At 51.4% G+C, this 15908-nt stretch carries 19 protein-coding genes; 1 reads left to right on the top strand and 18 read right to left on the bottom strand.

Features of this window, described 5'->3' with window-relative positions:
* Positions 1-11: 11 nt before the first annotated feature.
* The 12 genes from ylqF to smc form a co-directional block, all read right to left on the bottom strand.
* On the bottom strand, positions 12-875 hold the full coding sequence (gene ylqF, locus BLV22_RS00980; protein ID WP_091610290.1) for a ribosome biogenesis GTPase YlqF: 864 nt from the start codon (positions 873-875) through the stop codon (positions 12-14).
* Between the two features lie 19 nt (positions 876-894).
* Positions 895-1455 (bottom strand): signal peptidase I, encoded by a 561-nt coding sequence (lepB, locus tag BLV22_RS00975; protein WP_091610288.1) that lies wholly within the window; start codon positions 1453-1455, stop codon positions 895-897.
* A gap of 84 nt (positions 1456-1539) precedes the next feature.
* Complete coding sequence (rplS, locus tag BLV22_RS00970) at positions 1540-1884, bottom strand: 50S ribosomal protein L19 (protein WP_022792749.1); 345 nt, start codon at positions 1882-1884, stop codon at positions 1540-1542.
* 125 nt (positions 1885-2009) lie between these two features.
* A complete protein-coding gene (gene trmD / locus BLV22_RS00965; RefSeq protein ID WP_091610286.1) occupies positions 2010-2708 on the bottom strand; it encodes a tRNA (guanosine(37)-N1)-methyltransferase TrmD in 699 nt (232 codons plus the stop codon).
* The gene (gene rimM / locus BLV22_RS00960) at positions 2705-3229 is read right to left on the bottom strand and encodes a ribosome maturation factor RimM (RefSeq protein ID WP_091610284.1); all 525 of its coding nucleotides are present in this window, start codon (positions 3227-3229) and stop codon (positions 2705-2707) included. Before rimM ends, trmD begins: the two co-directional genes overlap by 4 nt.
* Positions 3216-3635, bottom strand: a complete 420-nt coding sequence (locus BLV22_RS00955; RefSeq protein ID WP_143030936.1) for a YlqD family protein — start codon at positions 3633-3635, stop codon at positions 3216-3218. Before BLV22_RS00955 ends, rimM begins: the two co-directional genes overlap by 14 nt.
* Before the next feature lie 54 nt (positions 3636-3689).
* The gene (locus tag BLV22_RS00950) at positions 3690-3929 is read right to left on the bottom strand and encodes a KH domain-containing protein (RefSeq protein ID WP_091610281.1); all 240 of its coding nucleotides are present in this window, start codon (positions 3927-3929) and stop codon (positions 3690-3692) included.
* Between the two features lie 166 nt (positions 3930-4095).
* On the bottom strand, positions 4096-4368 hold the full coding sequence (rpsP, locus tag BLV22_RS00945) for a 30S ribosomal protein S16 (RefSeq protein WP_079476141.1): 273 nt from the start codon (positions 4366-4368) through the stop codon (positions 4096-4098).
* A 90-nt stretch (positions 4369-4458) separates the two neighbouring features.
* On the bottom strand, positions 4459-5802 hold the full coding sequence (gene ffh, locus BLV22_RS00940; RefSeq protein WP_091610280.1) for a signal recognition particle protein: 1344 nt from the start codon (positions 5800-5802) through the stop codon (positions 4459-4461).
* Positions 5802-6149, bottom strand: coding sequence for a putative DNA-binding protein (locus tag BLV22_RS00935; protein WP_091610278.1), 348 nt, complete (start codon positions 6147-6149; stop codon positions 5802-5804). The genes ffh and BLV22_RS00935 overlap by 1 nt, the downstream gene beginning before the upstream one ends.
* A gap of 89 nt (positions 6150-6238) precedes the next feature.
* Positions 6239-7330, bottom strand: coding sequence for a signal recognition particle-docking protein FtsY (gene ftsY / locus BLV22_RS00930; RefSeq protein WP_091610276.1), 1092 nt, complete (start codon positions 7328-7330; stop codon positions 6239-6241).
* Between the two features lie 12 nt (positions 7331-7342).
* On the bottom strand, positions 7343-10906 hold the full coding sequence (smc, locus tag BLV22_RS00925; RefSeq protein WP_176967581.1) for a chromosome segregation protein SMC: 3564 nt from the start codon (positions 10904-10906) through the stop codon (positions 7343-7345).
* Between the two features lie 235 nt (positions 10907-11141).
* On the opposite strand from smc, the gene BLV22_RS00920 reads away from it, so the two are divergent.
* Positions 11142-11366, top strand: a complete 225-nt coding sequence (locus BLV22_RS00920) for a DUF1128 domain-containing protein (RefSeq protein WP_091610273.1) — start codon at positions 11142-11144, stop codon at positions 11364-11366.
* Positions 11367-11418: 52 nt separating this feature from the next.
* On the opposite strand, the gene rnc is transcribed toward BLV22_RS00920, so the two are convergent.
* The 6 genes from rnc to fapR form a co-directional block, all read right to left on the bottom strand.
* Complete coding sequence (gene rnc, locus BLV22_RS00915; RefSeq protein WP_091612215.1) at positions 11419-12102, bottom strand: ribonuclease III; 684 nt, start codon at positions 12100-12102, stop codon at positions 11419-11421.
* 154 nt (positions 12103-12256) lie between these two features.
* On the bottom strand, positions 12257-12487 hold the full coding sequence (acpP, locus tag BLV22_RS00910) for an acyl carrier protein (RefSeq protein ID WP_027847178.1): 231 nt from the start codon (positions 12485-12487) through the stop codon (positions 12257-12259).
* An 88-nt stretch (positions 12488-12575) separates the two neighbouring features.
* Positions 12576-13322: a 3-oxoacyl-[acyl-carrier-protein] reductase gene (gene fabG, locus BLV22_RS00905; protein ID WP_091610271.1), complete on the bottom strand. Its 747-nt coding sequence runs from the start codon at positions 13320-13322 to the stop codon at positions 12576-12578.
* The gene (gene fabD, locus BLV22_RS00900; protein ID WP_091610270.1) at positions 13319-14266 is read right to left on the bottom strand and encodes an ACP S-malonyltransferase; all 948 of its coding nucleotides are present in this window, start codon (positions 14264-14266) and stop codon (positions 13319-13321) included. The genes fabG and fabD overlap by 4 nt, the downstream gene beginning before the upstream one ends.
* A gap of 11 nt (positions 14267-14277) precedes the next feature.
* Positions 14278-15258 (bottom strand): phosphate acyltransferase PlsX, encoded by a 981-nt coding sequence (gene plsX / locus BLV22_RS00895; RefSeq protein WP_091610268.1) that lies wholly within the window; start codon positions 15256-15258, stop codon positions 14278-14280.
* A gap of 12 nt (positions 15259-15270) precedes the next feature.
* Positions 15271-15843 carry a transcription factor FapR gene (gene fapR / locus BLV22_RS00890; RefSeq protein WP_091610266.1) on the bottom strand — a complete coding sequence of 191 codons (573 nt, stop codon included), beginning with the start codon at positions 15841-15843 and terminating at the stop codon, positions 15271-15273.
* Positions 15844-15908: the final 65 nt, after the last annotated feature.

The following is a 15908-nucleotide window of genomic DNA, read 5'->3' as shown; positions in this document are numbered from 1 at the left end:
CTGCTGCTCAATTATTCGCTTATTTCATCGTCCGGACGTTCGAGACTGATGCGGCCGAGCAGCCCGCCACGGAACTCGCGTACGACCATTTCCCCTGCTTTTTCGTAATCGATTTCCGCACCTGCAAGCAGTGCTCCCCGCTTGCGGCCGATGTCTTCAAACCATTCCAGCGACGTTTCTCTCGGCTTATCCTCAAGTCCGAAACGCTGAAGCAGCTTTTCGGGGTAATATTCCTGGCAGATACCGATAATAAAATAAGCAATATCCTGCAGATCCAACAGTTCATCTTTGATGGCGCCCGTCGCTGCGAGACGTTCACCAACGTAAGGGTCTTCAAACTTCGGCCAGAGAATGCCCGGGGTGTCGAGCAGGTCCATTTCTTTACCCATTTTCAGCCACTGCTGGTTTTTCGTAATTCCCGGACGATCGCCGATTTTAGCCGTCTTCTTGCCAATCCACTGATTGATGAGCGTCGATTTGCCGACGTTCGGGATGCCGATAATCATTGCCCGTATGGCCCTTGGCTTAATGCCTTTTCTTTTCCATCTGGCCTGAAGCCGTTCCGTCTGCTGAAGCGCCGCTTCTTTAATCACATGCAGGCCCTTCTTATGCTTGGAATCCACGTCTACTGCCTCGATCCCCTGGTCGCGGTAATACTGCTTCCATTCTTCCGTTACTTTCGGGTCGGCCAGGTCGGCTTTGGTTAATACGATAACCGAGGGCTTATCCTGAATAATCGTTTCAAGCAGCGGATTTCGCGATGAGCGGGGGATTCTTGCATCTGCGAGCTCGATGACCACATCGACCTGCTTTAGTTTGCTCTGCACTTCTTTTTGTGCTTTGTCCATATGTCCGGGATACCATTGAATGTCCATACCTCTGCCTCCTCTCAAATTAAAATGACGATGTCCACATATGATTGAACGGCCAGAACGTTATTACCGCTTCGCCGACAATCTCATCTTCCTCTACGAGTCCGATAGCCCGGGAATCATAGCTGTTCGGCCGGTTGTCCCCCATGACAAACACCTGTCCCTCAGGGATACGGCTCCGGCCCGTTTTTTCCTTCAGTGTGAAATCAGTAGTTGCCGGGGGCGGGCCTGCCGCCAGGGCCTTTTTATCGAGAAACGGCTCATCCACCTGCTTCCCGTTAATAAAAAGCGTATCGTTCCTGTATTCGAGCGTATCACCCGGCAGTCCGATGATTCGTTTAATGTAATCATCTTTATCATTAGCGTGGAAAACGACCACATCAAACCGGTCCCACTCGTGCAGCCATTTGCTTGATTTATTCAACAGCATCCGGTCTTCATCATGAATGGTCGGCTCCATCGACTCGCCTTTCACAACGACTGGAGCTACAAACAGCCAGCGTGCTGCCAATGCAATAAGTAATGCAATCATAATTACTGTCAGAAGATGCAGCCAATTGATGGGAAAGCGGCGTTCATTCATGCGGTCGATTCCTTTCTATATATAGTTTATCCGTATGAAAAAAGCTGCAGACGGAATACTCCGCTGCAGCTTTTTTCCTGTGTCTTATCGAAGTTCTTTGATACGCGCAGCTTTTCCACGCAGGTTACGGAGATAGTACAATCTAGCTTGACGTACTTTACCGCGGCGTTTCACTTCAATCTTATCGATTCTTGGGGAATGAAGCGGAAGAGTTCTCTCTACGCCAATTCCGTAGGAAACTTTACGCACGGTGAAAGACTCGCTGATGCCTCCGCCGCGACGTTTAATAACGACGCCCTGAAACACCTGTACACGTTCACGGGAGCCCTCGACAACTTTCAAGTGCACTGCTACAGTGTCACCTGGGCGAAAGTCCGGGAGATCCGATTTTAACTGTTCCTTCGTTATGTCGCGAATAAGTTGTTGCATTTGTATTCGCCTCCTTCTCTCGCATGCTCTTGTCCACGATGAAAACAGCGGAGCACCGTAATTGATGACTATTTAGTCACAAAATGAATCATAGCACATTCCACGGATGGAATCAACCGCCGGATTTACGTCTGATCGGTATATTTTTCCCAAAGATCCGGCCGGCGTTCTTTTGTTCTCTTCCTTGCCTGGTTTTGCCGCCACTCAGCGATTTTTCCGTGGTCACCCGACAGCAGAATGTCCGGCACCTTCATGCCGCGGAAGTCCGCTGGACGGGTATACTGCGGATACTCCAGCAGCCCGTCTTCAAACGAGTCTGTATGAGCGGACTGTTCATTGCCGAGCACTCCGGGCAAAAGGCGCGTAATGCTGTCTGCCATGACCATGGCGCCGAGTTCGCCGCCGGTCAGCACAAAATCGCCGATCGAGTATTCATCCGTAATCAAATGCTCCCGGATCCGTTCGTCATAGCCTTCATAATGACCGCATATAAACATCAGCCGCTCCTCCCCGGCAAGCTCCCGGGCGTCTTCCTGCTTAAACGGCTTTCCCTGCGGGCAGAGAAGAATGACGCGGTCCGGCGGAGCATCGCCTGCGCTTTTCACCTGTGCTGCGGCGTCAAACACCGGCTGCGGCTTCAACACGAGACCGGCGCCCCCGCCGTACGGGTAGTCATCCACCTTGTTATGCTTGTCGTCTGTATAGTCCCGGATGTCATGGGTATGAAAGGAGACGTGTCCTCTTTCAGCGGCCCGGGCAAGAATGGAGTGGCTGAACACACTTTCAAACATACCCGGAAACAGGGTTAAAAAATCCATTCTCATTCCGGCAGCATTCCTTTCATTACCCGTACGGTAATACGTTTTTCGGCGACATCCACTTGCTGGACGACTTCTTCAATATAAGGAATCAGAATGTCCTGCCGCCCTTCCGCCGGCTCCACCACCCACACGTCATTGGCCCCCGGGGTCAGGATCTCTTTCACATAACCAAGGTGGGAGCCTTCTTCCGTGTAGACATCTGCATCAATGATTTCATGAAAATAATATTCTGTTTCTTCAAGCGGCGCCAGCGCCGTTTCCGGTACGGAAAGCGCCGCATTTTTCATCCAGTCCACGTCATCAATCGAGTGAAACCCTTCGAATGTGAGCAGAATAAACTGCTTGTGCGGCCGTGAGCTTTTAATGACCAGCGGTTCATAGCCGGTTTCTGTCTCCGGCTTCTCCACGTATACCTCCTGCCCGGGCTGGAAACGGTCCTCCTCAAAGTCACTGACGGATTTCACCCTGACTTCCCCCCGTACGCCGTGTGTGTTTACAATCGTGCCTACATTAAACCATTCCATCTTCGTCACTCGCTTTATGTTTTGATCTGATTTCTTTTACAATGCCCTCTTCAACAACAATGGTTCCCCAGTGCTCGCCTTCATGCCACGGGCTTCCCACCTCGATATCAAACATCACTTCCGTCGTGCCAAATAACAGCTCCGAGCCGATCGGAAGATGCTCGAGCTGGTTCTGCAGAAAATAGAGCTGCTGCAGCTCCTCTTTTCGTTTTTCAATTTCTTTGTTGAATTTATCCATGGCCGACCAGCGGCCGTTCTCGGTCTCGCGTTCCTTGTTCTGCTTTTGTTTTTGAAAACGAAGCTGTTCCGTTTCCTCCAGCAGCCGGGCTTTCTGCTGCTCGTATTTTTCCTGCAGCTCCTCTTTTAATGTTTCCGTCAGAATATGGTGAACGTTCATTTTTTTCATTACACGCACTCTATCACCTCTACCAGGGCCCCGAAGCAGCAGCTGAACAGGGAGCTATTTTTGGTCATTCAACAGGGTAAGACGGACGTTTTTCCCTTCAGCCGAGGCTTTCGCCTGCAGGAGTGTCCTCACCGCCTGAATCGTTTTGCCCTGCCTGCCGATCACTTTCCCTGCATCCTCCGGATGAACCCTCACTTCAATAAGCAACCGGCCGTTTTCTTCCGATTCCGTCATATTTATATCATCCGGATAATCCACGATCCGCTCCAATATTATGTAGGCAAAAGATTTCATCCACTCATCCTTTCCTGATATGTATTATTTTATCACAAACAAGGGCGCCCCGGTGCTTTCTCTGCAGACAGAAGCCATGCAGGCATGCCGAATACATAAAAAAAGACCGCCTCTCCCCTGCTCATTTCATAAGGAAATGACGGGCACAGACGATCTTTTTATCTTATTACTTTGCGTGCTTTTCGTTGTGAAGACGGGTCATAAGACCTTCCTGCGAAAACAGGTTACGAACAGTATCCGATGGTTTAGCACCGTCGAGCATCCACTTAAGAGCTTTCTCTTCGTTCACGTGGAACTCGGCAGGGTTAGTCAGCGGGTTGTACGTACCGATTTCTTCGATAAAACGTCCATCACGTGGAGCCCGGGAATCCGCTACTACCAAACGGTAGAAAGGACGCTTGTTCGAGCCCATGCGCTTTAATCTGATGCGCGTTGCCATATGCAAACACCTCCATTTTTTTCTCACATTTGCTTATTATAATAGCTTCTTTGCGTGCTGTAAAGTGTTTTTCCTTGCCATATAAAAATTTTACATGAATGGCATCGAGAAATTGCCTTTTTTCTTGCCCTTCTGCTGCGAAGTCATCTGCTTCATCATTTTTTTCATGTCTTCAAACTGCTTAAGCAGACGGTTTACATCCTGGATGGTTGTGCCGCTTCCTTTGGCAATCCGGCGCTTGCGGCTTGCGTTCATCAAAGACGGCTGCTGGCGTTCCTCCCTGGTCATGGAACGCACGATGGCTTCCACCCGCGTAATCTGACTGTCGTCCATCTGGGCGTTTTTGAGGCCTTTCATTTTGCCGGCGCCCGGAATCATGCTCATGATGTCTTCCATCGATCCCATGTTACGCACCTGGCCGAGCTGTTCCAGAAAATCGTCAAACGTCAGATCCTGCGACCGCATTTTCTTTTCAAGCTCTTTGGCTTTGTCTTCATCCACATCGGTTTGTGCTTTTTCAATCAGGGAGAGCATATCGCCCATACCGAGAATCCTTGAAGCCATCCGTTCCGGATGAAACGGTTCAATGGCGTCAATTTTCTCTCCGGTACCGGCGAATTTGATCGGTTTATCCGTTACCGATTTAACCGACAGCGCCGCCCCGCCGCGGGTGTCCCCGTCAAGCTTCGTCAGCGTCACTCCGGTAATGCCGAGCTGTTCGTTAAAGCTTTCTGCCACGTTGACAGCATCCTGCCCGGTCATCGAATCCACTACGAGCATGATTTCATCCGGATTGACTGCTTCTTTCATGCGCTGCAGCTCGTCCATCAAAGAATCATCCACGTGCAGACGTCCGGCCGTATCAATAAACAGATAATCGTAATGCTCTTCTTTAGCTTTTGCGAGCGACTGTTTGGCAATATCAACCGGATCCGCCTCGGTGCCAAGAGAGAACACAGGCATGTTCAGCTGCCGGCCGAGCGTTTCGAGCTGATCAATCGCTGCCGGCCGGTAGACGTCGGCTGCCGCCATCAGAGGCTGGCGGTTTTTGTTTTTTCGTAAATAATTCGCAATTTTCGCGGACGTCGTCGTTTTCCCGGCACCCTGCAGGCCGACCATCATTACTACCGTCGGCCCTTTAGCCGCTTTTGCGATTTCAGCCTGTTCGCCGCCCATCAGCTGGGTGAGCTCTTCGCTGACCACCTTGACCACCTGCTGGCCGGGCGTTAAGCTTTTCATTACTTCCTGGCCGGTCGCACGGTCTTTTACGCTGTTGACGAACTGCTTTACGACTTTGTAGTTGACGTCTGCTTCAAGCAGCGCGAGCCGTACTTCGCGCATCATTGCTTTAACGTCTTCATCCGTAACTTTCCCACGGCTCTTCATATGGTCAAACGTGGACTGCAGACGTTCGCCTAATCCTTCAAATGCCATTACGAAACCCCTTCCTCTTCTAAATTTTCCAGCGTTTCTATCGCTTCAAGCAGCTGCGTCCTCCCCGGGAAGTCATCCGGGGCCAGCGCTTTTAACTGCTCATACAGCGCCAGGCGCTCCTGGTATTTTTTATATAATCCAAGCTTTTCTTCGTATTCCTCAAGCATCGTTTCAGTGCGGCGGATATTGTCGTAAACAGCCTGGCGGCTGACGTTAAATTCCTCCGAAATTTCACCCAGCGAAAAGTCGTCTAAATAATACCTTTCCAAATAGAGCCGCTGCTTGTTTGTCAGCAGCGGCTGATAAAAATCAAACAGTGAATTCATGCGAACTGTTTTTTCGAGCATGCAGACCACCTCTGGCGTTAAGTGCAATTACTTTACAGTTCATCTTACGAACCACAGCGGTTCTTGTCAAGAAATTGCATGACCGAATGCTACCGCTCCTCTGCATCGGCCGGCGTCTGTTCAATCATATCCTTAAACAGCCCGTAAACGAAATCCTCCGCTTCGAAGGGCTGCAGATCATCCAGCTTTTCCCCGAGCCCGACCATTTTTACCGGAATGTTCAATTCGTTGCGGATCGCCATCACGATACCGCCCTTCGCGGTCCCGTCGAGCTTCGTTAAGATGATGCCGGAAACCTCCGTCGCTTCCCGGAAGGTTTTTGCCTGGCTCATGGCATTCTGACCGGTGGTGGCGTCCAGGACAAGAAGCACTTCATGAGGCGCCTCGGGAATTTCCCGCGTAATTACACGTTTTACTTTCGCAAGCTCATTCATTAGATTGACCTTGTTCTGCAGACGGCCTGCCGTATCGCAGAGAAGCACATCTGCCTGTCTCGATTTGGCTGACTTGATCGCATCGTAAATGACCGCAGCCGGATCACTGCCGGCCTGCTGCTTGATAACGTCCACTCCGGCACGCTCTCCCCAGCCCTCGAGCTGCTCAATCGCCCCGGCACGGAACGTGTCCCCGGCTGCGAGAACAACTTTTTTTCCTTCTGCTTTCATCTGATGGGCCATTTTTCCGATCGTTGTCGTTTTCCCGACGCCGTTCACGCCGACAAAAAGCATGACCGTCATTCCATCCGGATTCATGTTCAGTTTAGAATCTTCTCCGGTGCGGTCCAGCTTTTCCGCCATTTTTTCGGTGATCAGCGGGGTGAGTTTTTCCGTCGTACGGATATTTTTCAGCAGCGATTCGTTTCGCAGCTCGTCGATGATTTCCATCACGGTTTCCACTCCGACGTCTGAGCTGATCAAAATTTCCTCGAGTTCTTCAAAGAAATCTTCATTGACTTCGCGGTACTGGGCGAACAGTTCATTCATCGCTTCGGAAAACGAGGATCTTGTTTTTGCCAGCCCTTCACGGAAGCGGCTTGAAAGCGAGACGCGCTGTTCTTCTTCAGCCTCTTCTTTGCCTGCTTCCTGCGCTTCCTGCTGCGCTTCCTGCTTCGCTTCCTCTCTGGCTTCTTCTTCCGCCGCTTCTCCGGCCATTCGTTTTTTTAATCGTTGAAATAGACTCATGCTTTTCACTCCTTACACTTCCAGTAGCTCATCCGCTTCTTCCAGGCGGACAGATACCATTTTTGATACGCCTGATTCTTCCATCGTAATTCCGTAAAGCACGTCGGCTTCCTCCATGGTCGCCTTGCGGTGGCTGATCACAATAAACTGGGTCGTTTCGCTGAACGAGCGCAGGTATTTCGCAAAGCGTACAAGATTCGCTTCATCAAGAGCAGCTTCCACTTCGTCGAGCACGCAGAACGGAGCCGGCTTCACTTTAATAATGGCAAACAGCAGCGCGATGGCTGTCAAGGCCTTCTCCCCGCCGGAGAGCAGGGACAAATGCTGCCTTTTTTTGCCGGGCGGCCGGGCGGAAATATCCACTCCCGTATGAAGCAGATTCTCCGGATCCGTAAGCACCAAGTCTGCTTCCCCGCCGCCGAACAGCTTCGCAAAGACGTGCTGAAATTCTTCGCGGATGGCATGGTACGTAGCGGCAAAACGCTCCGTGACTTCTTTGTCCATTTCATCGATGACATTCTGCAGCGACTGTCTCGCCTCCATCAGATCCTCCTGCTGGCTGCTTAAAAAGCGGTGACGTTCCGTAACCCGCTCGCACTCTTCAATCGCCCCGAGATTCACAGTTCCGAGCTCTTCGATGCCAAGCTGGAGCAGGTGCACTTCATCTTTGGCCTGCTCCGGGCTTACAGACAGCGTATGCTTCTCTTTCGCCCGCTCAAACGACAGTTCATATTCCGACTGCAGGTAGGTGATTTTATTTTCAAGCGCCACGTCGAGGCGGTTCATGCGCACCGTTGTTTCATGAAGACGGTCCCGGCTCTCCTGAAAGCGGTCGTTCTGCACCGAAGCTGTGGCCTCGATCTGTTCTGCAGCGCGGGCTGCACGCGCCTTTTGTTCATTCAGCCGAGCCTGCAGCCGTTCGACCTCTTCTTTGGCGGCTCCTGCTTCTTCGACTAACTCGTCCCAGTTCTGGCCGCTGCGGTCGTTGTTTAAATGTTCTTCCCAGCCAGCTGCCCGCTCTTTACGCCCGGCCACTGCCTGTTCGAGTTCTTCTTTTTCCCTGTGCAGACGCTCTTTTTCTTTATGCTGGGCAGAAACATTTTCCCGGAGCGCTGCCGTCTGCACTTTTCCTTCTGTCTCCTGCTCCCGGAGTGCCGCTTCTTCCTCGCCGCGCCTGGAGTATTCCTGCTCGAGCGCATCGATCGATGCTTTCAGTTCTGTAATCGTTTTTTCGACTCTCGTCCGGTTGTCTTCAAGCACCTGCAGGCGTTCATCGAGACGTTTTTTCTCTTCCTCAAGCGAGGAATATTCCCGGTCAAACATACCGAGGCGGGAATCAAGACGGTCGTGCTCCTGCTCACTTTTACGGCGAGCTTCCTTTTTCTCCTCAAGCTCTCCGGAGTAGTCCCGGGCTTTCTGCTGCTTGTCGCTGGCAGTCGCTTTCTGCTTTTTCACAGCCTCTTTTGTGTTCTCCACTGTTTTCTCCCAGGCTGCGGTCTTTTCTTCTATTTCTGATAAATTATTTCTTAACTCCCGCAGTTCACGCTGTTTTTCGAGAAGCGTTCCCTTTTGGTTCTGCGTTTTCCCGCCGCTCATTGAGCCTCCGGGGTTTACGACGTCTCCTTCGATAGTTACGATGCGAATTTTATAGCTGCACGCCACTGCCAGGCGGTTCGCCGTTTCCAGCTGGTCCACCACAAAAATATGACCGAGCAGCTGGTCGCGGACATGCTCATACCCCTGGCGGACATGCACAAGCTCTCCGGCTGTTCCGATAAAACCGGTAAATGTTCGGGCTTTGTCATAGCTGGTCCGGTCGGCCCGTCTCGGCCGCACCGTTTCGGATGGGAGCAGCGTCGCCCGGCCCTTCTGATGCTTGCGCAAATAAGCAATCGCCTCGCGTGCGTCTTTTTCGGTACGGGTCACAATATGCTGCAGCGACGCACCGAGTGCCGTTTCCATCGCCTCCACGTATTCCCCCGGCACATCCATCAGCTCCGCCACCGAGCCGATAATGCCCGACAGCTTCTGTTCCCGGGCTTTTAAAATTTCTTTGGCCCCCTGGTAATAGCCGGCGTACTCCTCCTGCATTTCTTCAAGCATACGGATTTTTGATTTTTTTTCGTCGACGTACCGGTACGCTTTATACAGCTTATCTTCCTGCTCCTTCAATTTTTCTTCCAGGCGCTGTTCTTCTTTGCTGGCTGCTTCAGCTTCTGCGCGCGCGTTTTCCGTTTGGAGGGAGAGCGCTTCTTCTTCTTTTTTCTGCTCTTCAACGAGCTGCCCGGAATCCTCGCGTTCTTCAAGAAACGATTGATTGTCCTCTTTCAGTGCTTTCATGCGTCGTTCGAGAGAAGCTTTCTGGTCTGTCACATAACGTGTCTCGTTGCCTACGGACGCCTGTTCGTTGAGTTTTTCAATGTATTCGCTTTTTTCTTCTTCAAGGTCTTTTCCGTTCATTTCCTGGTAGGAGCGCAGCTGTTTTTGCACCGACCGCAGCTCGTTCATACCGCTCGTGAGCGCTTCGTTTTCTTTTTCATACCGTTTCTTTTGTTCCCGGTAAGCGTCTGTTACCTCGCTCAGCTTTGCCTCGTCTTCCTGGAGAGCCTTTTTTTCTGCTTCGAGTTTTTCGGCCGCATGTTTTCCCTGTTCATTTGAAAGGTTGCGGTCCCCTTCGCGTTTTTCGAGATTTCTGGCCGCTTCCACATAGCCGCTCTGCACCTGCTGGTGGAACCGGGCAAGCAGGGCTTCGAAAGCCCGGGCTTTCCGCGAGAGCGCCTCCGTCTGTTCTTTTTTCTGTTTCCAGCGCCTGTTGTGCTGCTCTTCTTTTTTCTCCTGCTCCTGGGCTGCTTTCCAATCGGAATGCAGCTCTTCAATTTCATGTACGAGCAGCGCCGATTCCAGCGCTTCAAGCTCTTCACGCTTGGCCAGGTAGTCCTTCGCTGCCGAGGCCTGCATCTGCAGCGGCTCCATCTGCTCATTCAATTCATGCAGAATGTCTTTTACCCGGTGCAGATTCGCCTCTGTTGATTCAAATTTCCTTTCGGCTTCCTGCTTGCGCTGCTTGTATTTCAACACTCCGGAGGCTTCTTCAAACATCGCCCGCCGTTCTTCCGGACGGCTGTTTAACACCTCTTCGACCCGGCCCTGGCCGATAATCGAAAACGATTCTTTTCCCATGCCGGAATCCATAAACAGATCAATAATATCCCTGCGTCGGCATTTTGTCCGGTTGAGCAGATACTCGCTTTCTCCGGAGCGGTACAAACGGCGCGTCACGCTTATTTCACTGTATTCATATGGAAGGCTTCCGTCTTCATTATCAAGCACGAGCGTGACTTCCGCAATATTCAGTCCCCGGCGGGTATCGCTTCCGGAAAAAATCACGTCCTCCATACGGGCGCCGCGCAGCGACCGGGCCGACTGTTCTCCGAGTACCCAGCGGATGCTGTCGGAAATATTGCTTTTGCCGCTGCCGTTCGGGCCGACGACGGTCGTAATGCCGGGGTTAAAATCAATATGTAAACGATCGGCAAACGATTTAAACCCTTTAATTTCTATTCGTTTCAGGAACAAAGGTATGCCCCCTCTTATTTTATAGTATGTGCTGACAGCTCCCGCCGCTGTCCTCCGCTGTTTATATTTTATCACAACACGCACGCCGGCAGAACTCGACCTAAATCCCCCTTTGTCAAACGCAGGAAAAACCACTACAATAATATTAACGTTGTCATAAAAACACCGCGGAAGCCTTACAAAGAGATGAACCACGGGTTTTTAAACTGGACGGAGTGGAGGAGAAGAAATTCGCATGAGTTTAGAACAAGCAAACCGTGATAACCTGGATTACATGATCACCGATCTGCAGAAAAAATTACAGATCGTCAATGTTTCTGTTATGAAGCCGGAGCATTTCGATGTCGATCAATACCATGAGATTAAAGAAATCTACGACATGGTGGATTCCAAAAATAATATCAGCGTCAGCGAGATGCAGGCCATCGTTTCCGAGCTTGGCCATCTACGCAAAGGCTGAGCCGCACATTTAAACAACCGCCAGCGATTGGCGGTTGTTTTTTTGACTTCTTTTATTCGCGGCGCTGCAGCTGTTCGAGGGTAGCCTGGGCTGCCCGCTGCTCCGCTTCTTTTTTTGAGCGTCCACGGCCGGTACCGGCGCGCGCCTCGTTTAAAGAGACCGCAGAATGAAATTCCCTGTTGTGGGCAGGCCCCTGTTCATCGGTGATTTCGTAGGAAATAACGCCCAGGTTTTCCTTTTGAACGAATTCCTGCAGCTGGCTTTTGTAATCGGCTGTCACGGAAAACGCCCCTTCGTCGAGCTTAGGAAAGACGAAACGCTCCAAAAACTGTTCGACGTTTGAAAGTCCCTGATCGAGATACATTGCTCCGACAAACGATTCGAATACGTCTGCGAGCAGCGCCGGCCGGGTGCGGCCGCCGGTCATTTCTTCGCCTTTGCCCATCAGGACCACGTTTCCAAATTGCAATTCCTCGGCCAAGCTAGCTAGCGATGCTTCACATACCATTGCGGCGCGGAGTTTTGTCATATCGCCTTCCGACATGGAAGGGAATTCGCGGAACAAATGATTGGAAACCGCCAGCTCCAATACAGCATCGCCGAGAAATTCCAAACGTTCGTTATCCCTTACGTGCTTCATACGATGTTCATTTACATAGGAAGAGTGGGTGAAAGCCTGCCGCAGCAGCTGTTCGTCTGCAAACGAAACCTGCAGTTCACGGAGAATGGACTGCATGAGTTCATGCTGTCTGATCGTAAATACCGCTTTCTCCCTGGACTGGCTTTTGGACGATGTAGGTTTTGGCACAAATGAACCTCCCTTAAAATAATTTCGGCATATTACATAGAAAAGCCCAGCCCGCTTGCACAGGACGTGGGCTTGCTTTCTACTACTGCTTCTCTATGTAATTGATTACATCACCGACTGTCTGAATTTTTTCTGCTTCTTCATCAGAAATTTCCAGATCAAATTCATCTTCCAGTTCCATGACTAATTCTACTACATCGAGAGAATCGGCGCCGAGATCTTCCTTAAAGGTCGCGTCTTTATTGACGTTCGCCTCATCCACACCGAGGTGGTCTGCAACGATTTTTTTCACACGTTCCAACGTGTCTGCCATTCCTTTCACCTCCTTTAAAGAATCGTTCCGGCTTCTTTGCATTCATTCCACTTCTGAACGCGAATGAAACCGCTGTGTCACCGATATTTTATGGCATTACCATGCCGCCGTCAACATGAAGCGTCTGGCCGGTCATATATTTAGCGCTGTCTGAAGCGAGAAATAACACCGTATTGGCCACGTCTTCCGTGTCCCCGAGCTTTTGCAGAGGAATCTGCTGCATCATTTGTTCCTTGGTGCCTTCTTCGAGTTCATCGGTCATTTCCGTGGAGATAAAGCCTGGGGCGACAGCATTCACCCGGATATTTCTCGAAGCAAGCTCGCGGGCGAGCGTTTTCGTGAGCCCGACAACCCCTGCTTTCGATGCCGTGTAGTTCGCCTGCCCGGGGTTCCCGGTCGTGCCGACGACAGAAGCCATATTGATGATCGTTCCGCCCCGTTTCTTCATCATCGGACGGGCTGCTGCCCGGGATGTTAAAAACACGCTTTTTAAATTCGTATCAATGACGTCATCCCATTCGTCTTCTTTCATGCGCATTAACAGGTTATCCTTCGTGATGCCGGCGTTATTTACAAGCACGTCAATACCGCCGAATTCCTCTGTTACTTGCTTGAGCATTTCCTTGACATCCGACTCACTCGACACGTCAGCCTGGATAACAAGTGTTTTCACACCGTGCTTCCCGCACTGCGAAGCAGTTTCCTCGGCTTTTTCCCGGCTGCCGGCATAATTGATCGCAACGTTCGCTCCCTGAGCGGCAAAACCGAGGGCAATGGCTTTGCCAATGCCTCTGGACGCTCCGGTTACAAGCACGCTTTGTCCTTCAAAATTCATGACGATGCACTCCTTTTTTCGAGCCATTTATCTAACGATGCTTCGTCCTGAACTGCATGTACATCCAGGCCGCGGCGCTGAATCCGCCGGATCGTTCCACTCAGGACATTGCCCGGGCCGATTTCCACAAATTCCGTTACGCCGAGTTCAATCAGCCGGCGTACCGAGTCTTCCCAGTGGACCGGAGAGGTCACCTGGGCAATCAAGTGCTGACGGATGGCGGATGGGTCCGAGGTTTCCTTCGCATCCACATTTGCTATGAGCGGGCGGCGCGGCCCGCGGATCTCAACGTTTTGCAGAGCCTCCGCCAGCTTTTCCTCCGCCGGCTTCATAAACGAGGAATGGAACGGGCCACTCACCTGAAGCGGCACCACTTTTTTCGCTCCGCGGTCCGGGGCTTGTTCCTCCACATAACGCACGCCTTCCCGGCTCCCGGAAATAACAATCTGGCCGGGAGCATTCAGGTTGGCCAGCTGCACTTTATCAGCGGCTTCTGTCGCTTCATCCGCGAGCTCCTGCAGATCTTCACGCTCCATGCCCATGACTGCGGCCATGGTCCCTTTACCGTCGGGGTCTGCTTCAGCCATCCATTTTCCCCGTTTGGCCACCACAGCAGCGGCGTCTGCAAATTTAAGCGCACCGTTAGCCACCAGCGCCGAATATTCCCCAAGGCTGTGGCCGGCGGTGTAATCCGCCTGCACGCCGCGCTTCTCCACAAGCGCATGAAGGGCGGAGCTCATCGTGAGCAGCGCCGGCTGAGTGTACTCCGTCTGGGTTAATGTTTCTTCCGGGCCGTTAAACATAATGTCGGTCAGGCTGTATCCAAGCGCTTCATCTGCTTCCTGAAACACCGTACGGGCCGTCGGAGCGTTGTCATATAACTCTTTTCCCATTCCAACAAACTGAGATCCCTGTCCGGGAAAGATAAAAGCCGTTTTTCCCATTGTGATGCCTCCTACTCTTCTAAATGCTGCTGCATAAGATGTGTCACGTTTTCCTGGACCATCTGCCGGGCCTGGCGGATCGAGTGATACACGGAAATATGGTCGGACGAGCCGTGGCACTTAATCAGCGGCGCCTGAAGTCCCACAAGCGTAGCTCCGCCGTGATTGGAGTAATTCATTTTCTCGCGCAAATGCATCAGCCCTGTTTTCATCATGGCAGCAGCCAGTTTTGTCCGCAGGCTTGCCATAAATTCTTTTTTCAGCAGGGAAAACAGGGTGGACGCGGTGCCTTCGATGGCTTTTAACACGAGGTTCCCGGAGAAGCCGTCGCATACCGCTACGTCACAGACACCATCGAGCAGATCCCTTGATTCTACATTTCCGACAAAATTGACCGGAGCATGCTCGAGCAACTCGTACGTCTCCTTCATTAAATTATTGCCCTTGCCCTTTTCCGTGCCAATATTAACAAGTCCGACCCGCGGGTTTTCAATGCCACGCACCAGCTGCATATATGTACTGCCTAAAATCGCGTGCTGGTACAGATGATTCGCTTTTGCATCCATATTGGCTCCGGCATCAAGCAGCAGAAAACCTGTGCCGTCCACTGTCGGGAGTGTCGGAGCAAGTGCCGGCCGCTCCACGCCGTGTATTCTGCCGATATGCAGGAGACCTGCCGTCATAAAAGCACCGGTATTGCCGCATGAAATACCTGCCGCTGCCCGGCCCTCTTTCACTTCCTGCACGGAAAGAACCATCGAGGACTGCTTTTTGCGACGGATGGCTTTGGTCGGGGACTCGTCCCCGTCAATCACTTCATCAGTATGCAAAATATCAATACGTTCTGTCTTGGATAAATGCTTTTTTATTTGAGGCTCAGAGCCCACCAGTGTGATCTCGATATCTTTAAAAGCTTGAACAGCAGCCATTGCTCCAGCCACCTGGGCTTTAGGAGAATGATCGCCGCCCATTGCATCGACTACAATTCTCATTTTTTAGTCTCCTTATTCGTTCACCGAAGCAGCGTGGGAACGGTACATGACGAAATCGCCCTGAAACACTTCTTCCCCCTGCACGCGGCTTGTTACCGTAACATATGTTTTTCTTTCGGTCTTTTTTGTGACGACCGCTTTGGCAATAATTCGTTCTCCGAGAAGCACCTGCCGGTTAAATTCAAGCGAGGAGCGCATCGTAAGCGCCAGTTCATCGTTGATCACAGCCACAGCCAGGGAATTCGCCTGCGCAAACAGATAATGACCACGCGCAATGCCGTTCCTTGAGAATACGTGATCCTCCGTAATTTCAAGCATGCTGATTGCTTCGTGGTCCAGATGGAGGTCAATAACCTCTCCGATCACTTCTTCAAGCGGCAGCGCCTTGACTTCGTCGAGCCTTTCCTTGGCTACGTGCTTGATTCTCTCCCGGTGCTCCGGGATCGAAAGCTCCAGGCGGTCCAGACGGACAGTCTGGACGCTCACCTGAAAGGACCGGGCAAGTGCTTCATCGGTAATGAAAGGATTAGAGGCAATAACAGTCTGAAGTTCTTCCTGTCTTGCCTTTTTATTTTTTCGGGCCATATTAATCATCCACTTCTATGAGTAGGTACTAATAGTAGTATATAGACCGATTTCTTTCATTTCAA

Source organism: Marinococcus luteus, assembly GCF_900106595.1.
Taxonomy (GTDB): Bacteria; Bacillota; Bacilli; order Bacillales; family Marinococcaceae; genus Marinococcus; species Marinococcus luteus.
The sequence above is the reverse complement of the archived record's forward strand: the minus strand, read 5'-3'. Positions and strand labels throughout refer to the sequence as shown.